A 26,749-nucleotide genomic window follows, 5' to 3' on the forward strand; every position below is an offset into this window, starting at 1 on the left:
ATATAGTTGAGGTGATGGCTTTGCTGTTCAGCAAAATAGTCGAGATATTATCTGGAAATTTGAGAATACTGCAATCAACAATTAGTAACAACTTACAAATTTACGAATTGAAAGAGCTGGATTTAAAAACCGATCTTAGCAAATGTAAAAATGACATTCTGTACTTTGTGCGTGATGCATCCATTTTAACGAACACCGTTCCGCAGAATCTCATCTATACGGAATGCGCATCCGACGAAGTATGCGGGTCCTTTGTCAACTCCGCGCAGATCGAAGCCGGCAGCTATCAGGCAGCAGTGACCCTTGTCTGCGATATCCTGAACAGGGCTTATAGGATGCAGGCCCTATACACATCAACGCTGCAGATGATTCTGGACGGGAAAGGCATTTCCGGTATCCTGAGTGATATTGCCGACAGAGCGGAGAGCTCCATCGTAATGATCGACATGAGCGGTAAAATTCTGGCACACTCGTTCCCCTTCCGCCTGCAGAACCCGCTTTGGACACAGAGCGTAAAGCAGGGCTATTGCCCGACTGAATTTATGGAGCATATTCGTACGCTCCGGCGCGAGAACGGAAAACAGCCGGGGTCCGATCCCTATGTCCGTATCTGCGAAGAGATGCAGCTTTTTTACCTCTGCAGTAAGATCACGAAAAACGATATGATTTTCGGTTATATCTTCATGATTCAGCCAAGCAACGAATTCGGCGCGGACTGCTACGAAATGCTGTCCATCGTCAGCAGAACGCTGACGGAAACGACGCTGAGACACCAAAACAAAATCACTCTGCGCTCACACCTTTACAGTGAAATGCTGACGGATATGCTGAACGGAATTTCTGAAAAGCAGGCGGCCACCCGTATCCATGTCAGTGAACTCACATTTCCGCCCTATATGCGTGTCCTGACGGTCAAGCCGCTTTATTATCATGGTGAAGTCAGTCTGGCCGCGTCTATTCAGCCCCAGCTTGAAAGCATCTTTCAGGTGGAGCAGAGCATTGTTTACCAGAAATCAATTGTGCTGATCATCGGAGTGAAAAAGAACCGGGCGCTTCCTCCGGAGCAGCTGGAGCTTCTCAAAACATTATGCGCACAGAACTACCTTTTAGCCGGTATCAGCAACTCCTTTTCCGATCCGGCAAAATTTCCGGAATATTACCGTCAGGCGGAAAAAGCCATGATCCTTTCGCAGAAGATGGACGCGGACGGCCTGATACACAGCTATGAAGATTATGCGTTTTTTGATATACTCGATCATCTTCCCGAAGAGATGAAACTCATGCACTACTGCCATCCATCCCTCTCGCTTCTCAGGGAATACGACCAGCAAAAAGACACGAAGCTGTATGAAACCCTGCGCACTTATACGCTTACCGGTTTTAACCAGAACAAGACGGCAGAAATTCTCTTTCTGCACCGCAATACGCTCAACTACAGGCGGCAGAAAATTATGCAGGTTTCCGGAATCGATCTTGAAGATTCTCAGGTAAAATTCCTTCTGAGCTATTCTTTTGCCATTGACCTTTTTCTGGAAAAGAACACACTGTATTCATGATCTATATCATTATTCAAATGAAAGCATTGAAAGATCAGCCAGACCGTCCCTTTCCTCATCAAATGCAAGGTTGATATGAAACACATCGGGAATCAGATGATTTATCTTTTCGACTCTCTTGCTAATATTGTTTAGTCAGGCTCCCGGCATGGCCGGGAGTTTTCGCACTAAAAGGCCGCCGGATTTTCGATATCCGGTGACCAGATTATAATTCTTCTCCGTGGCTGGATACAGCATCACTTTGTTGTCAGACGCGCATTTTGGCAGACAAAGGAGCAGGGATGTCGAAAGACGTCCCTGCTCCTTTTAGGTTAATACCAAACTGTTGAGTTTTGCTTAGAGGATGCCGAGCAGATGCCAGAAAGGAATACATGCCCAGAATCCCAGAATGTTCAAAGCCATGTAAATATAAGACAGCTTGCTGATAGCGGGAAAAGAGATGCTTTCTTCACCTCCACCGGCAGAATAGCCGATGAGAAACAGGCCATTTTGATAAATCACATTCCAAGTTAGGATAGATGTGAATACAACCATAGCACAAATCCAGGGACTGATGCTCATTGCCTGAGCGAACGGAATCAGCAGAACCACAAATATTGTAATGCTGGAAACCTGATCCACATAAATAAACCGTATCAGGTAAATGGCGATTGCCACTACTGTAATAAATATGTACGGATTTCCGGTGAACAGGCCGATGTATGGCGCCAGTTGCTTGCTGATGTATGTTTGGATCTTGAGTTCGTTCAGTATGCTGCCAAAACTGATCATACTCCCTACCATAAACAGCATGTCCCAGGGAATTTTTGTTTTAAAATCTAAAACATCAATTACATTGGAAATCAAAAATATAAGAAGGGCAAACACAGCGACAACGGTACCGTCAACGTTAATAATTTTCTGCAGTGCCCAAAGGACGACGGCAACCAAAAATACCCCAAGAGTCAGCTTTTCATTCATGGTCATTGGACCCATGGCGGCCAGTTCCTGATTCACATAGCCTTTAGAGAAATGCTTCTCTTCTTTTGGCCGATACAGCACCCAAATACTGATCAGGCAGCCCACTGCGACTACAATCCCCCAAGGCAGCATACTGATGAACCATTTAATCCAGGTGAATTCAGCCTGTGTTTCGGCCGGCAGCAGGCCAAAGGCGATGTAACCAAAAAAGTTGGCGCTAATAAAGCAAACGCTCATTAGCATAAACCCTGTGACCACCGCGAGGAAAAGGCCGTGCATTCCGTTGCTCTTTTTCTCGTAGCCCATGGCTTCCCCAACGCTTTCGGCAATGGGAACTCCCATGCAAAGCTTTGCTGTGGCACTGGGAATAAAAGGATTGATTATGATCCCGGAGGCAATCAGACCCAAGACTTGTCCTTTGTAAGTAGGCGAAAACAGCTTCATAATGGAGTAAGCGAACCGCTTCATCAATCCTGTCTTAGTAAGCGCCAGGCTCATGCCGAGAGCAGCCAGCATAAACCACCAGGTGGAGCTGGAAAAGCCGGAATACGCATGGGTAAACGGAACAACACCCGTCAGTGCGAACAGCGCGCACATCAGCATGGAAGTAATAAAAATACTGAAAACCTGAAAAATCCAATAGATAATTGCCCAAAGAGTAATTCCAAGTGCGACCATTGCCGGATGGGTCAGACCATCAGGAACCGGCAGGCAGACGAAGACAACGGCAATTACAATGCCCAGAACAGCGCCGAATACTCGCTTAGCATCTGTTTTTTTCAATATGAACACTCCCTCTATTTTAGCCTCTGAAGCTTAATTAGATTTCCGGAAGGTATACTCCTTGATTTCTCAAAATTTTCTGCAGCTTAACGATGTCAATATCGCGGGGCTTTTTGCCAGACTGAACCGCAAGATAAGCAGCAGCGCCGGAAGCCTCCCCCGTTGCCACGCTGTGTGGAATTAAATTCAGCCAGTTATGGGCCCGCACATCCGCACTCAGGCATCGTCCTGCTGCAAGAAGGTTGTCCAGCTTCTCAGGAACCAAAGCCCTGAACGGAATACTCAGAGCGGCTTCACCGTCCGGTTTGTTGAAGCTGTGCATCGCCGGTGTAACGGCAATGGAATCTGAAAATGTCTTTCCCTGCTTTAAGTCGTCAAAGGCAATCTGATATTGTCCTTTCAGCCGCCGGGAGTAGCGGCAGCCGACCACGGATGCGATATCCATCAGGTAACAATCCTCAAAACCCGGCAGTTCTTTCTGTAAGTAGCGGACAACATCCGGAATTGCCTTTTTAATTTTCATTTCCACATAGGTGAGGTCTTGGATCTTCATACTGTTTCTTTCCGGAATCCAGTTATTCACCCACATATTGTCGTTGCGGTTGGAGGGAATAGGAAGCAGTTTGTATCCCGCCGTTTCATTCAGACACTGCAGCTTCCGGGCACACTCTTCCGGAAATGCCGCTTTGTAAGCTGCGTATTTTGCATAATCCGTGTTGGCAAGGCGGAAACATTCCGCCATGTTGGAGTTGCGGATCGTAGGATCAATGCTATTGTCGAACTCGGCGCCTGCGGAAGCAAAAATATCTCCCTCACCAGTCGCATCGATGACTACTTTGGCCAAAATGGCTTTGCGCCCCTCTTTGCTTTCAAAAAAGACGCCTTTCAAGGTCCCTTCGTCCATAAACGCTTTAGCGGCCCAGCAGTGAAAGTAGACAGTGACCTTTGCTTCTTCCACCATGTCGTTTAGGACGATTTTCATCAGCTCCGGGTCGATAAAAGTAGTATACATTACTCTGTTGTTCCATACGGTGCCAAAATAATTGGACCATTTTTTAACCAGCTCCGAATTGGTGCTGCCCGCTTCGCGATCCTTTGGCCCGAATACAGCGTCGGGGTATTTTCCAAGACGCGTCATCCATTCTTTCTGGATTCCCAAAACTTTGTCACCGGTACCGTTGTCCAGATTTGGAATCATACAGACCTGACCGCCGGTAACAAGGCCGCCTAAAAAGCCGTATCTTTCCAGTAAAATCACTTTTGCTCCGTTTCTGGCCGCCGATATAGCGGCGGCACTGCCGGCAGGACCGCCTCCCACGACTAATACGTCAGCCTCGTCATATACCGGAATTTGGGTCTGCGGCTCGAGTACTGTTCTCATAAAGTCAAACCTCCTAAGCCATATTCTATGATTGTATGAATACAGCTATTTTAAAATTTAGTTATAATGCTTAAAATAATTTATAATATTCTCATAATTATGGAACATCTTTCTCTGCGCTTTTATTATAGCATTGCAAATTTTGCTTTGCTATGCTATGCTCTGAGAAAAGATGCAGTTTTATATCCTACAAATGAAGGATAAGGTGAAGGCATGATGTCGAAATTTGTAGACAATGACCAAATCAAGCTCGAATTGTACGAATCACTGCAGAAAAAAGACATGATGACAGAACTTGTTAATCTGTCATCACGATATTTAGGCAACCCCGTGTTCCTGATGGATGCGGATTGGAATGTTGTTGCTGTCAGTGGAAATGCACCAAAAAATGACCTTGTGCATCGAATCAAAAGCCGTGAAGGCACTTCCTTTATGGAATATGCCCGATGTGTGACGGAGGCAATTGACAGTGTACGGCTTCAGCCGTATATTTTGGATTCTCCGTTTGCAGGACAGCGGCGTATGATCGTGAGGGCTTACTGCGACGGATTTTATGAGGGGCACCTTACGATTTTAGAAAAAGACCGGCTACTGACTGAGATGGATGAACCGCTTGCTATGATGATCGCGCAGGTTTATGCTCTTGCACTGAGAATACAAAAGGCAAAGGCATTTCCGTTGCCGGATCACGCCTGGACAAAATTGTTGCAGGATCTCCTTACGCAAAAGCTGTCCAGACGCACGGAATATGAGCTGCGCCTTCAGGTTTCAACCACACTGTACCTGCCCTCCAGAATGAAAATCTGCCGAATTGATTCACGAAGCGGCAATATTACCGCAGACATGTATTACAAAATAGCCGGCCGCCTTGAATCCAGAAAAGATTACGTAGCAGCAGCACGGTACGACGGCAGTATAGCTCTGCTTGTTGATACAACCAAAGGAGACGGGCCGCTTTCCTCCGAAAACGATATTCTTGAGCTTGCATACAAAAATGCCGTATATTTTGGAATCAGCGCTGAATTCAGAGATCTATTCTATGTCCATCGCTATTTTCAAGGTGCGTCACGCGCCGTTTTGTTTGCAAAACGCTGGGGGATGCAAAATCCGGTTCAAAATTATGATGACTGTAAGCTTTATGACCTTATGACAGATGTTCACCCGCCAACCGGAAATCTGAAACAATATGTGGCAGATGCTATCCTCTCCATGATTGAGTATGACAAGCTAAATTCCACTCAGTTTTACCATACGATCAAAACATATTTTAATTGCAATCAGAACGTGTCACAAACAGCGGACAGACTCTATATTCATAAAACAACTCTTGCATACCGTTTAAAACGCATGCAGATACTGTTCCATATTGATTGGAAAGATGCCTCTCAATTGCTTTTTTTGCAGGTTTCTATTTATATCATGGAAATTCAGCTAACATAAATCGCGAAGGCATGGATGAGACGCGGGAAAAGAACAGGTCGGGCTATCAATCGGAACTCGGTCTTCAGATATTCTCCTTGGCAATATGGTCAGCTATGCCAACGAAATACTCTATGAGATCACTTCGTCCAATACGAATGTTGGGTTAGTGATGTTGGGAGATACTGATACAGTTCATCTTATGTTTTTCTTGTATCCGAGCGAGGAAAAAGCCATCGAAAATTCGATGGCTTTTTCATGTTTATCTTTGTATTGGATTTCTACATTTTAAAACTTGTTTTTTGAAACGGTCAGTGCGGTTTGCGTTGTTCTCAGAGCAGTTACCGCCTGTCCGTCAGATGATTGAATGGGTAAACGGCTATGCTTAGCGCGGCCTTACAATGTACTCGTCGATAAGGTCATCTTTAAGGGTGGCGCAACCGATACACGGGAGTACCACATCGCCTAAACAGACATCGTATTCCATAGAGTTGGCGTTAAGCTTTACAATCTTTGCGCGCACCTTGTACTGTTTCCAAACCTCTTTAAATGCGGCTTTAAGCTCCTGCCTGCCGGTGACAACCAGATCATCAACATGAATTGTGCGTCCTCCGCCATCGTTAAAGCGGCAGTCCTCGGTAAAAAGTAGGGCTATTCCTTCAAAATCGCTGTTATTCATACACTCGATATAGTTTTCAAGAATCATTATAAATCACCCTCCTTTGTGTAAAATCCGGTTAAATTGTCCGTCCGATTTTTGCTCCCTCGTAAATTGCTTCAAGAGCGCTTCTGGCTTTTTTCGCGTCACCGATCACATAGACTTCTTTTGCAAAAGATTCCGGTTTTTCAAACTGCGGGATCGCTTTTGAACCAACGGCGAATACAATATTGTCAAATCCGGACAGTACAATCTCCTCTTCGTTTTGTGTTGCGTAAACACTGTTACCTTCAATTTTGGAAACCGTGGTGTTCGTGTATACTTCGATGCCTTCCTGCTTAAAGCGCTTCATCAGATTGTCCCGAACCGTCATGTAGAGGTCAAGGGCAATGTCGTTGCGCATTTCCACAACAGCAACTCTGGAACAATAATCGCGGCAGAATTCTGCCGTTTCAACACCGACCAAGCCGCCTCCTATTACGAGTGCGCTGTTTCCAAGGATCGATTTTCCAGTTAATACGTCGTTTGCCTGATATACATTCGGAGCATCGTTACCAGGGATGTTTAAGCGGAACGGAGTTGCGCCGGTTGCAATAACAAGAACATCCGGTTTTTCAGTCCGAATAAGCGCCTCGTCCGCTTCTGTGTTATACACCATTTTGACTCCGTTTTTTTCACACATGGTTTTATAGTAACGGATAGCACGCGTAAGCTCCTGTTTGTAAGGCGGGTAAGAGGCAATCAGGAACTGTCCGCCGACATGGTTTTCGTCATTGCGCTCATAAACGGTTACCTCATGGCCGCGTTGAGCAGCGATCCAAGCGGCTTCCATTCCCGCTATACCAGCTCCGATAATCATAACCTTTTTTGGCGTTTCGGTTGGCTGATACTGAACTTCCCTGCGATTGTTGCTCATGGGGTTCAGCATGCAGGAAACGCCCCAGTCGCCTTCCTGAAGAGTGCTATGATCATTAAAGCTCATGCAGCGTTGGGTGCATCCAATGCAAGGGATGATCTCAGAAAGGTATCCGCCGGCCATTTTGTTTGGGAAATCCGGGTCGGCAATGGACTGGCGTCCGGTACAGACAAAATCGGTATCGCCGCGCTCAATAGACTGCTCAATGACAAAAGGATCGGAGAACCTTCCAGCCAGCATGACCGGCACCCCCACGGCCTGGCGGATACGTCTGGCCGCGTGCCAGTTCCAGCCTTGCGGAACGTCCGGGGAAGGAACCGTCTCTACCCACGAGCCGTAGGTTCCTGCGGAAACATTCAGCGCATCGGCACCATAGCTTTCCATTAATCTTGCAAAAACAATGGCTTCGTTTTCTTCCACCCCACCGATTCTGCCTTCAATGGAATCCATCCTGACGATAATTCCAAAGTCTTCGCCACAGACCTTGCGGATTCCTTCAATAATAAGCTTATGGAAGTATGTCCTGCCTTCATAGCCGCCCCCGAATTCATCTATACGCTTGTTTGTGCGCGGACTGAAGAACTGAAGGCCCATGTACCCGTGTGCACAATGGAATTCAATCCCATCAAAGCCCGCTCTTTTACATCTTTCAGCGCAGGCGATATAAGAATGGATCAGCTCATAAACCTGCTCGGTTGTATATTCTTCCACTTTGACGCGATAGACGACGGAGGGAATGCTGGACGGAGCAGTTGGGGTAAGTCCCTCAATTTCGTCCGGGATCGTTTCGCGGCCTGCGTGGTGCAGCTGCACAAACGCTTTGGCCCCGCCGTTGTGAATAGCCGCGGCAAGCTTGGTTAAACCAGGAAGGTACTCTTCAGAATAAAGCCGCGGTTCGCCGGGCATTCCGGTGGCTCTTTCATCGACTGCAGCAATTTCGGTAATGACCATACCGAAACCGCCTTTGGCCCTCGCATGGTAATAGTCGATAGCCATTTGCTTGATGGTTCCATCCATCTCACACATGGCCGAGTCCATTGCGGGAACAACCAAACGGTTTTTAATCAGTACTTTGCCAATGTGCATGGGACTGAAGGTTTTTTCAAAATTCATCAATACGTCCTCCTTATCGACATTATTGTACATAATGACAATCCTATTTTTCACGCCGTCATATCTGACGAAAAAAATAATATTATCATTTGTACTGATGATAATTCAATTGTATATAATTTAACGATTTTCTACTATGTTTGTTTTAACTAAATCAAATAGAGTCATTGTGCATTTTAACAGGAACTGCTATAATCAATCCAAAGAGGTGATTCACTTTGTGGGATGCAAAAGGAAACCATGATTTTCTTGGGATTTACCGCAAATTCCACGCAGTTATGGATCGGCCCGGATTCGGAAATATTGTTAAATGTGCCAGCGAGATATTCGACGCCCCCGTGGTTTTTACAAATGAAGAGTACCACATTGTGGCTCAGTATCCTTTAAAGAAAATTGGAGACTCTGTTTACGACACGCTTCTGGAAAGCGGGACGCTGCCAATTGACACAATTGTGAATTTTCAGAAGGCTTATCTGGAAGAGGATGGCCCGCGCTATGATCCTTTTTTCGCCAACAAAGGTCTAGTGGAAGATATGCCGCGGATTTTCGCCGAGGTGTATGACGACGTCCATATTTACGGCCACATTGCGATTTTCATCAATAAAAACTCCGTTGAACCCTGGCAATTGGAAGCTGCCTCCATCCTTGTCAGTGTGCTGCGGATAAAGGTCAAGCTTTCACAGGATTATGCCCCGTCTCTGTCAAGCGATTTGAATATTCTTTTAAACAGAAACAGCCCTGACAGTGCGAAAAGCAGCGCCGTTTTAAACCTTTCACGGTTTTACAAAAAACCCGGAATTCTGTTGACGGCACCTTTTGGCCGCAACAAAGCCCAACAGGCTTTGCTGTCTTTCGTTCATAATCCATTTAAAAAAAGATTTTCCGGGGCAGTCTCCACTCTTTTCAAAACAGATCTGGTAAGTCTCGTTCTGGACGAAAAGAAGCATAGCTTCAGTGAAATGAAAAGTGTCGCACAGGAAATGTCCAATTTCCTTTCACGCTATGAAATTTATTGCGGGGCAGTTTATCCGGTTGAAAATTTGTATCTATTACCGGATTATTACTTGCAAAGTCACTTAACAGCTGACCTTGTCGCAAGAGCATATAAAAATAGTCCAAAAGAGAAAGTCCCCCATCTTTCCTATTACGACAGAGGGGACCCCATGCCATTGTATCTGTTTATTTCACAACAGCCCGGATTTTCCTGCTTTATCGATCCGCTGCTGAAAACAATCGAAGATTACGACATCAAAAACAACACGGAGCTTCTATCTACGCTTAAGTGTTACTGCGAGTCTCTGTTCAATAAAAACCATACGGCCGAAAAGCTGCATATCCATCGGAATACGCTGACTTACCGACTAAACAGAATTGAGGAGCTTTTCCATATCGACTTACAGGATTACAACTGTTTTTTGGATATGATGATCAGCTTTGAGCTAAGCGAATTTTTATGATACACAGATTTATCAGGGCGCCCTGGATAGCTTGCAGGCCACTCGGCCGGAGTTGATTAAGGCACCGACATAATGAAAGAACAAACAACAGCCATACTGATACCAAACTTTAAAAAGGAGGTATCAGTATGGCTGTTGCTCATAAATCGGTTATATCACTCGGTCTTGTTCAGCGGCGCTTTACATAAACAATTTTTAGAAACAGCTATAGGATCTATGCTTGTTATTAATTATGTAATCGTTCGCAGGCTGCAGCTTTTAAAAGCGGTTCCCACTCTCATGCTTGAATAAAAGCTCTCCGCATGGTTGAGGAATCGATCTGCATTTCCCGCCGGTATTTGGCGATGGTTCTTCTTGAAATTAAAATATTTTTCTTCTTGAGATATTCGCAGATATCAAAATCCGAAAGGGGATTCCGGCTGTCTTCATGGTCAATCAGGTCGCGTATTGTGCTTTTGATCTGGCTTGAGGAAATATTTTCACTCTCCGCGGTGCGGATGGCAGTCGTAAAAAAGGATTTTAGCGGGATCGTTCCGTGTTTGCAGGTGATATATTTCCCCTGAATCGCTCTGCTGACCGTGGATTCATGGATTCCAAGCGGTTCGGAGATATCCGCCAGTTTCATCGGCTTCAGAATCCCATCAAAAAAATAGTTTTTCTGCAGTTCCACAATTTGGCGCAAAACACTGCTTAGTATTTCATTGCGCATGGAAACGCCGTTTAAAAACGATTTGGCACCGATGATCTTTTGACGAAGGAACTCATGTGTCTCTTCGTCTTTTCCCTTTTCGTACATCTCTTCATAGAACCGGTTAATGGATATCTTCGGAAGAAAATGATCGTTCATTTGGATCCATATGTTTTTCTGCTCCGTGCTGATATTCGCCTCGGGAATTACATATTCCACAGGAGATTCCGTGTTGAAGCCGCAGGAAGGAATGGGCTGCATCGATTTTATAACCGCACAGTAACCGGCCGCCGATTCGATATCCACCCGGAGGATTTTGGCGATCTCCTTAATTTTGTTCCTTGCAATCAATTCGAGGCATTCATGAATCATCCGCAGCAAATTCTCATCACCCTCAAAGAATTTTTTCACCTGAAGGCTGAGGCACTCCTCTAAATTTTGTGCTCCCACGCCGCAGGGCTGCAGGGTCTGCACCAGGTTCAGCGCATGTTTTACCTGCTGGAGCGGCAAGTGCAAGGCAGTGGCGATATTCTGGAGGCTGCTGTCCAGATACCCGGAGGAACTGAGGCTTTCAATCATATAGCGGCAAATGGATAATGTCCTTTTATCGGCTTTAATATCCGGAAGCTGGCCTAAAAGATACTCTTTGAAAGTTTCTTCCTTTGTGATCAGGTCAAGGGGGCTGAGGCTGCCGTCTGTTTTTACGGGAATGTGCCTGGAAGCGAAATCCGCCGTCATGCGGCCGTCGCTTTGAAACACGGCGCGGTCCTCCCCGTCCAACTCACCGGCCCACTGGCTGCAGCCGGAGATTCCATCCTCGCAATCATTGTCTTCCATCCAGTCCAGAACCGGATTTTCCTCCAGCTCAAGCTCCATTTTTTCGCGGAGCTCAGGAAGCGGCATCTGAAGAATTTTAAGGGTCTGCTGCAACGCAGGGCTTATGATTTGAGTCTGAGTGTGCTTTAATGTCAAATCGAGCTTCATATGCCTTCTCCTTATGATAAACTGAATTTCACCGGACCTCTTCCACGTTCATTTTCTGAGGATGTCGGCTGATCACTTATAAATAAGCAATTTTCGTGCCAACTGATACGATGTTTTCATAAGGGAAGCTTGGCTGTCAGTCCTGAGAAATATGGTACTTGTTAATCAGGCGCCACAGTGTGCTGCGTGAAACCCCGAGTGCATCGGCAGTTTTGCCCCTGTGATATGCATGATTTCTCAAAGCTGCGACGATATCGCTTTTCTGAAGCTGTTCGATGGTTCGATTATCCTCAATGAAAAAAGCAGAATCGATATTCTCCAAAATCATATTCAAATCAATATCCATTGAAAAATTATTTTCCAGAAGAGTTGCGATCCTTTCGGTAATCCCAAGCAGTTCCCGGACATTTCCCGGCCACGAATACCCCGCAATTTTAGGATACAGAGTCTGCATGTATTCTTTAATCAACAGGTAATTCTGATCGGTCAACCGCTGCAGAAAATGGTCTATAATCAACGGAATATCTTCCTCCCGCTCCCTCAGCGGAGGAATTGCCAGCTTCAGAACATTGATTCTGTAAAACAGGTCCGCCCTGAACCGCCCCTCCTTTACTTCCTTTGCCAGATCTTTGTTTGTTGCACAGATTACCCTCACGTCAATGGGGATCACCCGATCGCTGCTTAATCTTCTGACTTCCCTTTCCTGAAGGACCCGGAGCAGCTGTACCTGAGTTTCCATAGGAATTTCCCCGATTTCGTCCAGAAAAATGGTTCCCCCGTGCGCGACTTCAAATATTCCGGGCTTCCCTCCTTTGGCGGCTCCCGTGAAGGCGCCCTCCTCATAGCCGAATAATTCGCTGCTCAGCAGGTCTTTCGGCAGTGCGGCACAATTGATTGCGACAAACGGGCCGTTCTTTCTCGGACTGTTATTGTGGATACTTTGGGCAAACAGCTCTTTTCCCGTTCCGGTTTCGCCGGTGATCAGGATGGAAAAATTTGTGTTCGCATAGCCTTTGGCAATCTCCTTGGTACGCTCTATGCTGTGGCTGTTTCCGATGATATTGACGAAATCATATTTGGCGATATGTCCTTTCTTATAGAGCTGCAGGCGGATTTTTTCCTCACTTTTCTGAATATCCTTAATATCCTGAAACATATAGACGGCGCCTTCAAAAATCCCGTTAATGATAATCGGAATTTTATTCACGGAAATCAGGAGATTATGGATTTTAACAATCTTATTGAGCTCCTTTTTCTGGTCGTGCCCCAACGCGCTGAATTCAAAAGCCGGGACGATATTTGCAATATCTTTTCCAACGCAGCTGTCCGTCCATTGCAGAATTTTGAAAGCTTCTGTATTTGCAAGAGTAATGATGTCTTCTTTATCTACGCTGATAATGGCGTCATGGGCATAATCCACGACGGTGGTATACTTCTCCAGCTGTATCTTATAGTGCTTTTTTTCTTCCGCTTCTTTTTTTTGCACTCTGAGCAGCTGCTGGGCAACATCCAAAGCCGCATTGATGGACTCCTTCGTGTTTTCGACAACAGTGTAAGGGATTCCCAGCCTTTTCGCTTCTGCCGGGAGCTGAGCCCCCCCGCCCATCAGCATGCTGGCGCCGCTGGTTATGGCTCGTTCCACGCAGTCTTTGTAATCCTGCGTGCCGCTGTAGCCCAAAAGAGAAGCCACCTCTATTTTAAGATAGTCGCAAAGCTTTTTCAGTTCCGGTATAAATTCATAATATTCAACGATGGCAATTTTACCGGAATACTGCCGCATCAGGTTCAGGTGCCGAAGGTAATCGTTCAGCGTGGTGTTTATTTTTACTACGTTGAACCCCTTTCTGCCGATCACAGACGCGGTCCCTTTTCTGCTTACAAAAATTTTCGCTCCCTGTTTTGACAACTCTTCAGCGGCTCGAACTCCTTCATCCAGGACGCCCACATAAATTCCGATGTCCTCTCCCCTTTTTTGTGCGATGGAAGCCGTTAAATCCGCCAGTGCCTGGGAGGGGGCGACCAAACATATTTCCGGCACTGCCCGCCCGATCTCTTCCTTTTTTTTCATTTTGGTTCTCCCCTGTACGTTGGAATATATTCCTCAGACGCTCCCGCAAAACAGAAGTGCGCCGATTGCCGCAGAACATCTATTTTACGATTGCGTCGGAACGGAGCACACAGAAAAGCATCTGCTGCTTCGACAAAATGTTTCAAAATAATCTGAAACATATAAACATTATAAAACAATTTGAATCAAACAACAAGGACCGCGTCTAACATTTTTAAAGCATTTCGCAGGCGCGCATCCCTCACTTGGCTTTTTTTGCCGGCGCGGATCATGGGCGCTGATGATTTTTCGCAAGGTTGGACAGGACTTGGAACGCAAATTGCTATCATTGTAGTTAGTGCACAATTCCAATGACGTCGATTCGATTAAATAGGAGGGAATGCCGATTTGTGAAAAAACTGTCTGAATGATGACGGGGAGGACAAAAAAGCAATTCGTAAATAAGGGCAAATGAATAGGAGATTGGTGTGATTTTATGTCAATGACAATCAGTGAAAAAATACTGGCGAAAGCCAGCGGCAATGAGAATGTCAGGGCCGGCGATATCGTATGGGCGAAGGTTGACCGGGCTATGATGGACGATGTTCTGGGGCCGAGAGTACAAATCGCGGAACATATGAAGAGATTGAATAAAAAAGTCTGGGATCCCGATAAAGTGATCATTATTTCCGACCATTATACTCCTCCGGCGAATGAGAACCAGGCGGAAATCGTTAAGTTCACCAGGGACTGGGCAAAAGAATACAACATTAAGAATTACTATGAATTCTGCGGGCCGTGCCATCAGGTGATGGTGGAAGGCGGACATGTTTCGCCGGGATATCTGGTCGTGGGTACGGACTCACACACGTGCATGTATGGGGCTCTGGGTGCTTTTTCCACCGGAATCGGCTCTACGGAGATGCTCGGCGTGGTGGCGACGGGAGAAATATGGCTGAAAGTGCCCGAGACCATTCAATTTGGATTCAGCGGCAAAACAAAGCCAGGCGTAATGGCGAAAGACCTGATCCTAAAAGCGACCGGCACGGTCGGCCACAGCGGCGCAACTTATAAGGCGATGGAATTCGTCGGCGACACGATCAGAAATCTGCCGATGGACGAGCGTTTGTGCATGACGAATATGGCGGTGGAAACCGGTGCGAAAAACGGAATCATCGCATGTGACGAGATCACGAAGGCATATCTGAAAGAAGTCGGCGCGGCGGAAGGCGAAACCTTCACAAGTGATGAAGACGCCGTCTATTTCCACAAATATCAATTCGACGTCTCCGGAATCAACCCTTTGTGCGCCTGCCCGCACGAAGTGGACAACGTGACCGAAATTTCCAGCGTCGGCCATGTCAGAATCGATCAGGCTTATCTTGGTTCCTGTACGGGCGGACGTTATCACGACCTGAAATTAGCGGCAGATATGCTGAAAGGCAGAAAGATCGCAAAGGGAATCCGGTTGTTGGTCAATCCGGCATCGCGGCAAATATGGGAAAGATGCGCGAAGGAAGGTATTCTCACCACGCTTTCAGAAGCAGGTGCCACGGTTCTGGCATCCAGCTGCGGAGCCTGTCTGGGAGTCCATTCAGGAGATTTGGCGGGCGGTGAAGTCTGTATTTCATCTACCAACAGGAATTTTCTCGGCCGTATGGGAAGCAAGGACTCCGAAGTATATCTGGCTTCGCCGCTCTCCGTTGCAGCTTCTGCAATTACGGGCGAAATTACCGACCCGAGGGAGTTTTTATAAAGGAACAAAGCGTTGAAGCATAAGCAAAAATAGGGAGGCAACACTGTGGAAAACAAGTTTAGAGGAAAAGTTCATAAATATGGTGACAATATCAATACCGACATCATATCTCCTCCTAATTATATTGAACTCAGCATCAAAGAGGCGGCGGCCTATACGATGTACCCAATTGACAAAGATTTTTCCAAGAAATTCAAACCCGGTGATATTCTGGTCGCGGAAAACAATTTTGGGTCAGGCTCCAGCAGAGAGACAGCCCCGCTGTGCCTTAGAGAGTTAGGAGTAAAAGTAATCTTAGCGAAATCTTTTGCAAGAATTTTTTACAGAAACGCGATCAATTTGGGCCTGCTGGTCATTGAGTGTCAGGAGACGGACAAAATCTCCGATGGGGATGAAATAGAAGTGGATTTTTTCGACGGGAAGGTCAGCAATCTCACCAGGTCCGAAGTTTATAAATCCACAAAAATGCCGGAGCATATCCTAAAACTGGTAAACGCAGGAGGACTGATACCGTTTTTGGAACAATCGATCGATTGATAAGTGTTCCGGGTTCCCATGTTCGACAGACAAAGAAAGCGGATAAAATAAAATATTTTTGGGGGAATTGAAATGAAAAAGGGATATTTGTATATCGTTTTAGCGGCATTGCTGTACAGCACGCAGGAAATTTCCGGTAAATTTTTGGCGACCACGGGAAAAATGGATCCGATACAGGTCACCTTCATCGTATTTACCATTGGAACCATCATTCTGGCGCCCATGGCGTTCAAGGAGATGAAGAAGGAAAAGCTGAAACTGACCGCGAAGGATTGGGCGTATTTTATCCCGATGGGAATCTTATGCGTTCCCGTGTCAATGCTGTGCCTGCAGTTTGCGGTCACCTATACGGCGGCGTCTACTTCAGCGGTGGTTTTCTGTTCCAACGCAATTTTTACCATACCGTTTGCAGTCATGATTTTGAAATCCAAGATCAGCAAAACCGATCTCATTTCCATGGCTATCAGCATCGTCGGCGTTATCGTTATCTTTAACCCGGTAAGCCTGCTCACCGGAATGACCGGAGGCCGCAACCTCATAGGAATTCTGTATGCATTGGTTGCCGCGGTAGCATGGGCCATCTTTAATGTCTGCAGCAAGACGAGAATCGGCTACTATGGCTCTTATGTGCTGAACTTCTTTTGTTTCCTGGTCGGAATCATTGTTCTGTTTTTGATACTGGTAATCACCAAAAGGCCGATCCTCTCCGGAATCGCGCCCCAGAGCGTCATCATCCTTCTTTACATGGGAATCTTCATCAAGGCTTTCAGCTACATATTCTTCCTTGGAGCCGTGAAGCTGACTTCCCCCGTCATGACCTCCATGGTGTTCCTGATAAAGCCTGCCCTGGCTACGATTTTAGCAATTGTTCTGCTTGGCGAGACAATTGTGCCAAACGTCGTAATCGGCATTCTGTTTGTCCTGGTGGGCTCCTTTGTCAGCTTTTCCAGCAACCGCAAAGCGGAGAAGGAGAAACAGAAATTAGCAAGCGCAAACCCGCAATAGCCGGAACCAGAGACCCGTTCACAGAATTCAGACGACACTGAATTCCCGGTAAAATCAGCATTGTCACAGAAGCAAGCCTTCTGTACTTTGCCGGCAAAACCTTCCCTGAGCAGAGAAGCTGTCCCTGGGACGGTTCCGAAACCAATGAAGAGCCAAAACGCACACCTGATTGTGATGCGTTTTGGCTCTTTTTCGTGAAACGACCGGGGCCTGACCCAAAAACCGGTCAGGCCCTTTTCTGATGAAAAATTGACAGACAAACTATTTAAGAGTCCCCAATCGTAAAATATACAAGACGCATATAATCCTTGTAGGCTGGAATATCCAGTGAGATCCGCAGAAAGCCTTTGTTTTCCCTATGTTTTTGCAGCAATTCATTCTGAACACCGTACTGTTTGTTAATGTTTTCTTTTCTGCCGTCCGGGTGCAGCAAATTAATCGCTCCACTACACTCGTTTACTGTCTGTAAAAAGTTTTTCATATTAAAGACGTCCAGTTTTATCATTGCAGACCCTCCATTCATGAGAAAACGGTTGCGGTGATTGCAATGAGCTTTGCTTTTTCAGATTGCCCCATCACCTTTACGGATATCATTATAGTGCAATCTTTTCTGGATAAATATCATATTTCCGCCTTTATATATCATTATCCTGCCATTTTCTGCGATACTCTGCGGGAGTACAGCCGGCATGTTCCCGAAACGTTTTTCCGAAATAGCTGCTGCTGCCCAATCCGCAGGCGCGGCTGATAAACGTAATGGATTCCCGGCTTTTTGCCAGCAGATGACACGCCATTTGCAGCCGGTAACTTTTTATATATTCCACAGGCGTCATATGCAGACAATCATGGAATGCCCGAAAGCACTCACGTTCGCTGGAAAAAGCAGCAGCGGCAATTTCCTTGATTGAGATTTTCTCTGCATAATGTTCATGGATATAGATCATCATCAATTTTATCTTATCATTTATTCTGTCATAATCTCCCCCCTCCCTCAGTAAAGGGGAAGAGATGGTAAGAAGGCGGAGCCATATGTCAGATAAAGATGCGCGCAGTTTGATTTCGTATCCAAAATCGTTTTCAGAAAGATTAAAAGATTCCCGGATTGTATTTAATAACGATGTCTGTTCCGGACGATCGGGATATAATGCTATGATTTCCAACTGTGAATGCGCGATAACCGGTGTAATATACCTTTGTTCGATCCGGCACCCCTGCTCTCCGGCGATAAAAGAAGGATCGAAAATATGCAGAAGCTGAATGGTCCCTTCCGCCTGCGGCTTTGTCATATGAAGCACATTCGAATTGACCAACCCGCCGGAACCTGTGGGAAATACCTTTTTCCCTTTTGGCGTATAATATTCCAGTGTACCGCTTTGCATATAAAAAAGTTCTACTGCTTTATGCCAGTGCCATGGTACGAAACGTCCTATAAAATCAGCGTGAGAAGCGATATATGGAAAATCGGACGCAAAATCAGGCAATCGTTCCTCTTTACTTCCCGCATGAAATTCTATATTGGAGATATTTCTCAAATCTCTTTCCGCTCCTTTCGGCCTGCATATTTTTCCGGACGGATAACCGTGTCTATTATAACATGAATATTCAAAACGTGAAATTTGAAATTGAACCTCTGAAAAGCCAAATTACATCAACCGTACGGAAACGGAGCAGGAATCATGGGTCCCGCCTATAGCCGTTAAAACAAACCGGGCTCTCATAAAAATGAGAGCCCGATTTGTTTTCCGTCTGTATAAAACGTTATTAAGATAATCTGTTTTTGAAATCGGCGTACCCGAAACTCCTGATTACCGTCAGTTCGCCGTTTTGCCTGCGCAGTACAATGGATGGCAGACAAATCCCGTTAAAGGTGTTGTTTTTTACCATCGAATAAATCGCCATATCGCAAAAGGCAAGGCGGTCGCCCGGTTTTAAGGGATGATCGAAGGAGTAATCGCCAATGACGTCTCCCGCCAGACAGGTAGCACCCGCAAGACGGTAGGTGTATGCTTTTTCGCCGGCGTTTCCGCTTTCGTAAAGGGGCGGACGGTAGGGCATTTCGATCACATCGGGCATATGGCAGGCCGCCGAAGCATCCAGCAGGGCTGTTTCGACGCCGTTTTTTACAATATCCAGCACACTGGTTACCAGAAAGCCCGCATTCAGCGCCACCGCTTCCCCCGGCTCAAGATAAACCTCGACGTCGTATTTTGCCCGAAAGCGCCGGATACAGGCAATCAGCGCGTCCCGGTCATAATCCGGACGGGTGATGTGGTGCCCGCCCCCGAAGTTCACCCATTTCATCTGCGGCAAAAATGCGCCGAACTTGTCCTCTACCGCCGCCAGTGTTTCCATTAACGCATCGCTGTTTTGCTCGCACAGAGTATGAAAATGCAATCCTTCAATCCCCTCGAGCAGGTCCGGACGAAAATTTTGGAGTGTTACCCCTAACCTTGAACCGGCCGCACAGGGGTCGTAGATACCGTGCTCCTGTGTGGAATGCTCCGGATTGATCCGGATTCCGAAGCTTTTTCCGGAAGCGAGCGACTGACGCCTATACTTTTCCCACTGATAAAAGGAATTGAAGGTAATGTGGTCACAAATCTTTAATATTTCTTCAAAATCGTTTTCAAGGTATGCGGCCGAAAAAATATGTGTTTCGCCCCCCATTTCTTCGCGCCCCAGCCTTGCTTCAAAAAGCCCGCTTGCAGTGGTTCCGTCAAGATATTGCCCGATCAGCGGATAGACTGCAAACATCGAGAAGGCTTTTTGCGCCAGCAGAATTTTACAGCCGGCCCGCCGGGCGGTGTCGCGGAGGATTTCCAGATTCTTTATGAGAAGCGCCTCATCCACTACATAGCATGGGGTGGGAAGCGCAAAGGCACGGGGATCCATCATTCCACCAGGACGGGGGCGAAGTCTTCGATCCAGGGCAGTCCCCATTGATTGAGTGCATCCATGAACGGATCGGGATCAAATTCCTCAATATTCCAGACCCCCGGTTTGTTCCATATGCCGTTCATTACCAACATAGCGCCGATCATAGCGGGCACGCCGGTGGTATACGAAATCGCCTGGGAGCCTACCTCACGATAGCATTCCTGATGGTCGCAGATATTGTAGAGGTAATAGGTTTTATCCTTGCCGTCCTTTTTCCCCTGAAAGATGCAGCCGATGTTCGTCTTGCCGACCGTGCGCGGGCCAAGCGAAGCAGGGTCGGGCAGGACCGCCTTTAAAAATTGCAGGGGTACGATCTCGCGCCCCTCGTACAGAATCGGCTTGATGGAGGTCATGCCCACGTTTTCCAAGCACTTCAGATGGGTCAGATAGCTTTCGCCAAAGGTCATGAAAAAACGGATGCGGCGGATACCGGGGATGTTGAGGGCAAGGCTTTCGATTTCCTCATGGTGCAGCAGATACATATCCTTGGGCCCTACTCCCGCAAAGTCGTACCGGCGCTTGATCTCCATCGGTTCGGTTTCCACCCAGCCCCCGTCTTCCCAGTAGCTGCCTTTGGCGGATACCTCACGGATGTTGATTTCGGGGTTAAAGTTGGTGGCAAAGGGATACCCGTGGTCACCGCCGTTGCAGTCGAGGATATCAATCTCGTTGATTTCATCAAACTGGTGCTTGAGCGCATAGGCCGAGAATACGCCGGTTACGCCGGGGTCAAAGCCGCTGCCCAGCAGCGCGCAGATCCCCGCCTCGCGAAAGCGTTCGCGATAATCCCACTGCCACTTATACTCAAATTTGGCGGTATCGGTCGGTTCGTAGTTGGCGGTATCGACATAGTGCGTTTTGGTGGCAAGGCATGCTTCCATAATGCTTAAATCCTGATATGGCAGGGCCAGATTCAGGACGACATCGGGCTGAAAGTCCCGGATCAGCGCAACCAGCTCGTCCACCTTGTCGGCATCTACCCGCGCGGTGTGGATTTTGGTTTTGGTACTGCCCTGCAGCGAATCCTTCAGAGCGTCGCATTTCGATTTGGTGCGGCTGGCAATCATAATCTCTTCAAAGGCATCGCTGTTCTGACAGCACTTGTGGATGGCAACGCCCGCCACACCCCCGCAGCCGATGATCATACATTTACCCATTTTCCATTTCTCCTTTTAGCTGTAATAGTAGTTCTCTGACGATTTTACAGGCAACGGCTGTGGAGGCCCCGCTATGGTCGTAGTGGGGGGATAGCTCGTTGATATCACAGCCTACAATATTCAGCCGGTGCAGCTGCAGGACGGCGTCTAAAAGCTCCTGAAAACCGACTCCGCCCGGCTCGGGAGTGCCCGTGCCGCAAAACACAGAGGGGTCCAGCACATCCAAATCCAGCGAGAAGTAGACGGGTTTGCCCGCCAGACGGGGCAGAAACGACTCGAAATCGTGCAGGTTGAACGGATGAAGGTCGGTATGGGCCCCTGCAAATTCAAATTCGTACCGCTCTCCGCTGCGGATGCCGAACTGGTGTATCCTGCCGTCCCCCACCAGCTTCCAGATCTGCCGCATGACCGTGGCGTGGGAAAGCTCCTCGCCCAGATAATCGCTGCGCAGGTCGGTATGTGCGTCAAAGTGGATGACATGCAGCCCGGGATAGCGTTCCAGCACCGCCCGCACCGCACCAAGGGTGATCAAGTGTTCGCCGCCCAGCATAACGGGCAGCTTGCCGTCTTCCAGCACCCGTGCGGTATACTCCTGTGTCAGCGCGAGCATCCGCCGGGGATTGCCGAAGGGCGGCTCTAAATCGCCGCCGTCAAAGATACGGCAGTCGGTAAGGTCGCGGCCGCAGTACGGCGAGTAGGTTTCAAGCCCAAAGCTTTCGCCGCGGATTGCGGCGGGGCCGAAGCGTGCGCCGGGGCGAAAGGAGGTCGTACCGTCAAACGGCACGCCAAAAAGCGCGATATCCGCTTCGTCGTACTCTGCTTCACAGGACAAAAAGCACTGCAGATTCCTATTCATTTTCGCTCAGCGCCTCCTCGATGTAATTTGCCAGATAAAACGAGCCCCTGTGCAGATTGGTATTGTAATAACGTGTCGGAATGCCCAGGGCATTCCAGCGCTCCGCGTCCAGATTCTTCAGCGGATGCAGCCCCTTGGAGGCGAAGCCGAACAGCCACTGCCCGGAGGGATAGGTGGGGATATGCGCCTGATAGACACGCGCCAGCGGAAAAACCGAAACGATCCGCTTATGCGCCGCCTTCATGGCTTTGGCATCCTCACTATAGAAGGGACTTTCGTGCTGGTTGACCATGATCCCGTTCCGGCGCAGCGCTTTCATGCAGTTGCCGTAAAACTCTTTGGTAAAAAGCACTTCACCCGGTCCCGAGGGGTCGGTGGAATCGACGATGATCAGGTCGTATTCCTCCTCTGCCGAACGGACAAAGCGCAGACCGTCGTTAAAATGCAGCCGGACCTTGGGATTATCAAACCCGCAGGCGGTCTGAGGCAGATACTGTTTGCAGACAGCGACCACGCGCCGGTCAATCTCTACCACGTCGATCCGCTCAATGTCCGGATATTTACCGAGCTCTCTGGCTGCGCCGCCGTCTCCCCCGCCGATCAGCAGCACCCGTTTGACATCCGGGCTGACAGCCATCGGAACGTGGGTGATCATCTCGTGGTAAATAAACTCGTCCCGCTCGGTGAGCATCAGCACGCCGTCCAGCGTCAAAAAGCGCCCGAACTCGGGGGAGTCATACACGGCGATTTTCTGATAATCGCTCTGCTCGCTGTGTAACTGCGCGTTTACCCTGATCGAAAAGCGCACGTTGGGCGTATCATATTCGCTGTACCATAAATCGTCCATCACTCTTCTCCTTTCAGCACGTTCAGGCTGCTTACATCCATGCTTTCGGGCCCTGTAAGCAAGCAGCCCTTTTCCTTTGCATACCGGATGTATGCAATAATTTCCCCGGTAACACGCTCGCCCGGGCCAAGAATCGGGATCCCCGGCGGATAGCACATTACAAATTCGCCACATATCCTGCCCGCGCACTGTGCAAGCGGCAGGCTCTGCTTATCGCCGTAAAAGGCCGCCTGCGGGGAAAGCACCACATCGGGGCTGATATATTCGCTCTCGGGCATCTCTCTGACAGGGCGCTTGTAAAGCCGCCGGATTTCGCCCAGGGCACTGATAAGCCGTTCGATATGCTTGTTTTTATCACCCAGTGAAATATAGGCAAGGATATTTCCCAAATCGCCGAATTCCACCTGAATATCATATTCCTCACGCAGAATATCGTAGACCTCAATGCCCGCCAAACCCAGAGCACGGGTGTTGATCGAAAGTTTGGTGGCGTCAAAATCAAAAAAGCTGTCGCCGTTGCACAGCTCCCTGCCGTAGGCGTAATAATCACCCAGCTTGTTGATTTCTTCCCGGGCATACTTCGAAAAGCGCTTGACCTTCTCAAACAGCTCTTCCCCGCGTAGAGCGAGGTTGCGGCGTGAAATGTCCAGGCTGGAAAGCAGCAGGTAAGACGCACTGGTGGTTTGGGTCAGGTTGATAATCTGCCTCACATAGTGGGCGTTCACATGCTCCCCGCACAGCAGGATCGAGCTTTGCGTAAGCGAGCCGCCCGATTTATGCATGCTCACGGCCGCCATATCCGCGCCCGCCGCCATAGCGGAAACCGGCATATCCTTCCCAAAATAAAAGTGCGTGCCGTGGGCTTCGTCCACCAGCACCTTCATTCCCTGCGCATGGGCCAGCCGGGTGATTTGCTTTAAATCAGAGCAAATGCCGTAGTAAGTGGGGTTATTGACTAAAATTGCTTTCGCTTCGGGATGCTCCGCGATTGCCCGTTTGACATCGGCGACCGATATGCCCAGTGCGATACCGATTTTTTTGTCGGTCTGGGGATTGATATAAACCGGCACCGCGCCGCAGAGTACCAGGGCGTTGATTGCGCTCTGGTGCACGTTGCGCGGCAGGATAATCCGCTCGCCCGCCTTCACGTGGGAAAGGATCATCGCCTGCACCGAAGAGGTCGTACCGCCCACCATAAAGAAAGCGTGTGCCGCGCCAAAGGCCTGTGCGGCCAAGGCCTCAGCTTCTTGGAGCACCCCCGTGGGGTGGCACAGGTTGTCCAGAGGCTTCATCGAATTAACGTCGACGGAAAGGCAGCGTTCACCCAAAAACTCGGTCAGCTCCCGGTTGCCCTTGCCCCGCTTATGCCCCGGAACATCGAACGGTACAAGACCGCCGTCCCTCACGCGCTCCAGCGCTTCATAAAGGGGAGCCTGATTTTGTTTCATTGGGCTCCACCCTCCTGATAAATGTTTTCGCCGCTGAAAATCTCGATCATCTCCTGCCGCAGCGCCTGCGTAATGTCCAAACGCAGCTTTGGCGGGATTTCATAAACATCGGAATTAAAAAGGTAGTTCTGCAAAACGATATCCTTGATAAGCATTTTGGTGTGGTAGATGTTTGCCTGATAAACGTTGATGTCAATGGCATCGTATTTCTTTAATGTTTCCGGCGTAATGAAATTTTGGATCGAGCTGATTTTCTGGTCGGTAAACAGCTTTTTCCCCTCTACGTCACGGGTAAAGCCGCGTACGCGGTAATCCATGGTGATGATATCCGAGTCAAAGCTGTTGATGAGAAACTCAAGAGTGGAAAGCGGCGTAATCTCCCCGCAGGTGGCTACGTCAATATCCACCCGGAAGGTTGCGATCGAGGTCCCGGGATGATATTCGGGATAGGTGTGTACGCTGACATGGCTTTTATCCAGATGCGCCACCACTGTTTCACCGCTGAGGTTTTGCACCATGCTTTCTTCGGCAATTAAAAGGGTGACCGACGCCCCCTGCGGTTCGTAGTCCTGCTTCGAAATATTCAGCACCGTTGCGCCGATCATTTCCGTCAGGTGGGTAAGGATCGCGGTCAGACGCTCGGAATTGTACTGCTCGTTGATGTATTTGATATAGTCCTGCTGCTCGCGGGGGGTTTTTGCATAACAAATATCATAAATATTGAAACAGAGCGATTTTGTCAGATTATTAAAACCGTACAGGCTTAGCTTATCCGCCATGATAATTCCTCCCTAAATAAAAAATAAGTGCGCCACAGTATCCTGTGACACACCTATAAAATCAATTCAATATAAACAGCACCGCACGGAACACCACGATTTTTCACATGGATATGCCGTAAGGAAGGATTGCTTTCGTGCTGATGTTTTCAGAGTCTATATAGCAAAAAACTTACTTTTACTACTCTTATTGACCGTTTTACAAGTGTGTACCACAGTACACTTCGGGCGAATGAACCCAACAGGCAATTAAGTTGCCAGCTTATAAAAGTCGCGCTTTTAACGCAATCAATAATGCGGATTGCTCCGCGGCGGCAGTCGACCGGGCTGTCCGTAGGCCCTGAACTTCCAAAAGATAGAAGCGGTCAGTAAATTCTCGTCCTATATAGACGACCGTGTTTAGATTATCATGTTATTCGTTTAATGTCAATTATATTTTTTATCCTTCAAAAGACTGGCCATTTTGAACAGAATCACCACATGACAGCATTTCCAGCTGATTCTGCAACAAGGTTGCGTTTTGTCCCGGAAACTGAAATGGAATTGCTGCAGGCCCTTATAAGGAATCAGAATATCAATTTCTTTGTAAACGAAAGACTTCTCCAATCCGAACCCTGTATCCGAAGGAAACAAGGCCCGGATTGATTCCTGTTGACAACTTCCAATGACAGATATACGGTTATATTTAGAATGTTTTTATGATAAAACTGATTTTTTTGAACCGTTTCATCTTTCAGGGACTCTTATAGTCAGGTGCACCGAATCGTTCCGGGAAAGGAGAATGCAAAATCGAAGATTCAGATTTGATTTTAATGATGCAGCAAGGAAATTCTGATGCGTTCGACCAGATATTCGAGAAATACAAGAATGAAGCGGTCAGAACGGCTTATCTGATTACCGGCAGAAAGTCCATCTGTGAGGATATTGCACAAGAGGCATTTATAAAATGCTTTAAACATATCGGCGACCTGCAAAATCCGAACGGCTTCCATGCCTGGTTTTTCAGAATATTGACCAGAACAGCCTGGAAATTCGGCCGGTCAGCCAGCCGTGAAATACCAATGGATAACATGGCGGAAAAGGTCGAGGAGTCAAATCTTGATCTTTTAAATGAACAATATTCAGCAGTTGAGGAAAACAGACTTTTATACTCGGAAATCAACCATTTGGAGCCAAAGCAGAAAACAGTTGTCATTTTGTACTACTTTAACGGCCTTTCTACAAAGGAGATCGCAAAAGCTTGCAGATGTCTGGAAGGTACCGTAAAGTCCAGACTTTTTTCAGCAAGGAATAAATTGAAAGCAAGGCTGGATTCTGTTAACCATTCAGGAGAGGAGTGCGGGGACCTATGCAGACCACAAAAGTATTTGAAAAAAATATAAAAGAGGCGCTCTTAAATATCTCGAACCAGGTTGAGGCTTCCGATCAATTAAGACTCAGAGTAAATAAAGCAATGAAACAACAG

At 47.6% G+C, this 26,749-nt stretch carries 21 protein-coding genes; 7 read left to right on the forward strand and 14 right to left on the reverse strand.

Features of this window, described 5'->3' with window-relative positions; translation table 11 throughout:
- The first annotated feature begins 107 nt into the window (after window positions 1-107).
- Window positions 108-1,556, forward strand: a complete 1,449-nt coding sequence (locus ACRQU7_RS12850) for a PucR family transcriptional regulator (protein ID WP_444641260.1) — start codon at window positions 108-110, stop codon at window positions 1,554-1,556.
- A gap of 336 nt (window positions 1,557-1,892) precedes the next feature.
- Here the strand turns inward: ACRQU7_RS12850 and ACRQU7_RS12855 are convergent, their stop codons facing one another.
- Entirely contained in the window at window positions 1,893-3,299 is a 1,407-nt protein-coding gene (locus tag ACRQU7_RS12855; protein WP_444641261.1) for an SLC13 family permease, read from the reverse strand.
- 37 nt (window positions 3,300-3,336) lie between these two features.
- The gene (locus ACRQU7_RS12860) at window positions 3,337-4,680 is read right to left on the reverse strand and encodes an FAD-dependent oxidoreductase (protein ID WP_444641262.1); all 1,344 of its coding nucleotides are present in this window, start codon (window positions 4,678-4,680) and stop codon (window positions 3,337-3,339) included.
- A 216-nt stretch (window positions 4,681-4,896) separates the two neighbouring features.
- Between ACRQU7_RS12860 and ACRQU7_RS12865 the strand changes: the two genes are divergently transcribed.
- A complete protein-coding gene (locus tag ACRQU7_RS12865; RefSeq protein ID WP_444641263.1) occupies window positions 4,897-6,120 on the forward strand; it encodes a PucR family transcriptional regulator in 1,224 nt (407 codons plus the stop codon).
- A 364-nt stretch (window positions 6,121-6,484) separates the two neighbouring features.
- Here the strand turns inward: ACRQU7_RS12865 and ACRQU7_RS12870 are convergent, their stop codons facing one another.
- Together ACRQU7_RS12870 and ACRQU7_RS12875 are read right to left on the reverse strand one after the other, a co-directional pair.
- On the reverse strand, window positions 6,485-6,805 hold the full coding sequence (locus tag ACRQU7_RS12870) for a nuclear transport factor 2 family protein (protein ID WP_444641264.1): 321 nt from the start codon (window positions 6,803-6,805) through the stop codon (window positions 6,485-6,487).
- 31 nt (window positions 6,806-6,836) lie between these two features.
- A complete protein-coding gene (locus tag ACRQU7_RS12875; RefSeq protein ID WP_444641265.1) occupies window positions 6,837-8,786 on the reverse strand; it encodes an NAD(P)/FAD-dependent oxidoreductase in 1,950 nt (649 codons plus the stop codon).
- A gap of 218 nt (window positions 8,787-9,004) precedes the next feature.
- Here ACRQU7_RS12875 and ACRQU7_RS12880 point away from each other — a divergent pair, with 218 nt between their 5' ends.
- On the forward strand, window positions 9,005-10,243 hold the full coding sequence (locus tag ACRQU7_RS12880) for a PucR family transcriptional regulator (protein WP_444641266.1): 1,239 nt from the start codon (window positions 9,005-9,007) through the stop codon (window positions 10,241-10,243).
- A gap of 277 nt (window positions 10,244-10,520) precedes the next feature.
- Here the strand turns inward: ACRQU7_RS12880 and rpoN are convergent, their stop codons facing one another.
- Entirely contained in the window at window positions 10,521-11,915 is a 1,395-nt protein-coding gene (gene rpoN, locus ACRQU7_RS12885) for an RNA polymerase factor sigma-54 (protein ID WP_444641267.1), read from the reverse strand.
- A 136-nt stretch (window positions 11,916-12,051) separates the two neighbouring features.
- Window positions 12,052-13,983 carry a sigma 54-interacting transcriptional regulator gene (locus tag ACRQU7_RS12890; RefSeq protein WP_444641268.1) on the reverse strand — a complete coding sequence of 644 codons (1,932 nt, stop codon included), beginning with the start codon at window positions 13,981-13,983 and terminating at the stop codon, window positions 12,052-12,054.
- A gap of 475 nt (window positions 13,984-14,458) precedes the next feature.
- Here ACRQU7_RS12890 and ACRQU7_RS12895 point away from each other — a divergent pair, with 475 nt between their 5' ends.
- The 3 genes from ACRQU7_RS12895 to ACRQU7_RS12905 all read left to right on the forward strand — a co-directional run bounded on the left by ACRQU7_RS12895 (window position 14,459) and on the right by ACRQU7_RS12905 (window position 17,260).
- Window positions 14,459-15,718 carry a 3-isopropylmalate dehydratase large subunit gene (locus ACRQU7_RS12895; RefSeq protein ID WP_444641269.1) on the forward strand — a complete coding sequence of 420 codons (1,260 nt, stop codon included), beginning with the start codon at window positions 14,459-14,461 and terminating at the stop codon, window positions 15,716-15,718.
- Between the two features lie 45 nt (window positions 15,719-15,763).
- A complete protein-coding gene (locus tag ACRQU7_RS12900; RefSeq protein ID WP_141825709.1) occupies window positions 15,764-16,255 on the forward strand; it encodes a LeuD/DmdB family oxidoreductase small subunit in 492 nt (163 codons plus the stop codon).
- 72 nt (window positions 16,256-16,327) lie between these two features.
- Complete coding sequence (locus ACRQU7_RS12905; protein WP_444641270.1) at window positions 16,328-17,260, forward strand: DMT family transporter; 933 nt, start codon at window positions 16,328-16,330, stop codon at window positions 17,258-17,260.
- A 265-nt stretch (window positions 17,261-17,525) separates the two neighbouring features.
- On the opposite strand, the gene ACRQU7_RS12910 is transcribed toward ACRQU7_RS12905, so the two are convergent.
- The 8 genes from ACRQU7_RS12910 to speD form a co-directional block, all read right to left on the reverse strand.
- Window positions 17,526-17,765, reverse strand: a complete 240-nt coding sequence (locus tag ACRQU7_RS12910; protein ID WP_444641271.1) for a hypothetical protein — start codon at window positions 17,763-17,765, stop codon at window positions 17,526-17,528.
- 130 nt (window positions 17,766-17,895) lie between these two features.
- The gene (locus ACRQU7_RS12915; RefSeq protein ID WP_444641272.1) at window positions 17,896-18,792 is read right to left on the reverse strand and encodes a helix-turn-helix domain-containing protein; all 897 of its coding nucleotides are present in this window, start codon (window positions 18,790-18,792) and stop codon (window positions 17,896-17,898) included.
- Window positions 18,793-19,021: 229 nt separating this feature from the next.
- Window positions 19,022-20,155, reverse strand: a complete 1,134-nt coding sequence (gene nspC / locus ACRQU7_RS12920) for a carboxynorspermidine decarboxylase (protein ID WP_444641273.1) — start codon at window positions 20,153-20,155, stop codon at window positions 19,022-19,024.
- Window positions 20,152-21,354, reverse strand: coding sequence for a saccharopine dehydrogenase family protein (locus tag ACRQU7_RS12925; protein ID WP_444641274.1), 1,203 nt, complete (start codon window positions 21,352-21,354; stop codon window positions 20,152-20,154). Before ACRQU7_RS12925 ends, nspC begins: the two co-directional genes overlap by 4 nt.
- Entirely contained in the window at window positions 21,347-22,210 is an 864-nt protein-coding gene (speB, locus tag ACRQU7_RS12930; protein WP_444641275.1) for an agmatinase, read from the reverse strand. Before speB ends, ACRQU7_RS12925 begins: the two co-directional genes overlap by 8 nt.
- On the reverse strand, window positions 22,203-23,057 hold the full coding sequence (gene speE, locus ACRQU7_RS12935; RefSeq protein ID WP_444641276.1) for a polyamine aminopropyltransferase: 855 nt from the start codon (window positions 23,055-23,057) through the stop codon (window positions 22,203-22,205). The genes speB and speE overlap by 8 nt, the downstream gene beginning before the upstream one ends.
- Window positions 23,057-24,505: an aminotransferase class I/II-fold pyridoxal phosphate-dependent enzyme gene (locus ACRQU7_RS12940; RefSeq protein ID WP_444641277.1), complete on the reverse strand. Its 1,449-nt coding sequence runs from the start codon at window positions 24,503-24,505 to the stop codon at window positions 23,057-23,059. The genes speE and ACRQU7_RS12940 overlap by 1 nt, the downstream gene beginning before the upstream one ends.
- Window positions 24,502-25,284: an adenosylmethionine decarboxylase gene (gene speD, locus ACRQU7_RS12945; RefSeq protein WP_444641278.1), complete on the reverse strand. Its 783-nt coding sequence runs from the start codon at window positions 25,282-25,284 to the stop codon at window positions 24,502-24,504. Before speD ends, ACRQU7_RS12940 begins: the two co-directional genes overlap by 4 nt.
- An 803-nt stretch (window positions 25,285-26,087) precedes the next feature.
- Between speD and ACRQU7_RS12950 the strand changes: the two genes are divergently transcribed.
- On the forward strand, window positions 26,088-26,666 hold the full coding sequence (locus ACRQU7_RS12950) for an RNA polymerase sigma factor (RefSeq protein ID WP_444641279.1): 579 nt from the start codon (window positions 26,088-26,090) through the stop codon (window positions 26,664-26,666).
- Window positions 26,667-26,749: the final 83 nt, after the last annotated feature.

Origin of the sequence: Caproiciproducens puteiluti (assembly GCF_052442865.1) — a bacterium.
Taxonomy (GTDB): Bacteria; Bacillota; Clostridia; order Oscillospirales; family Acutalibacteraceae; genus Caproiciproducens.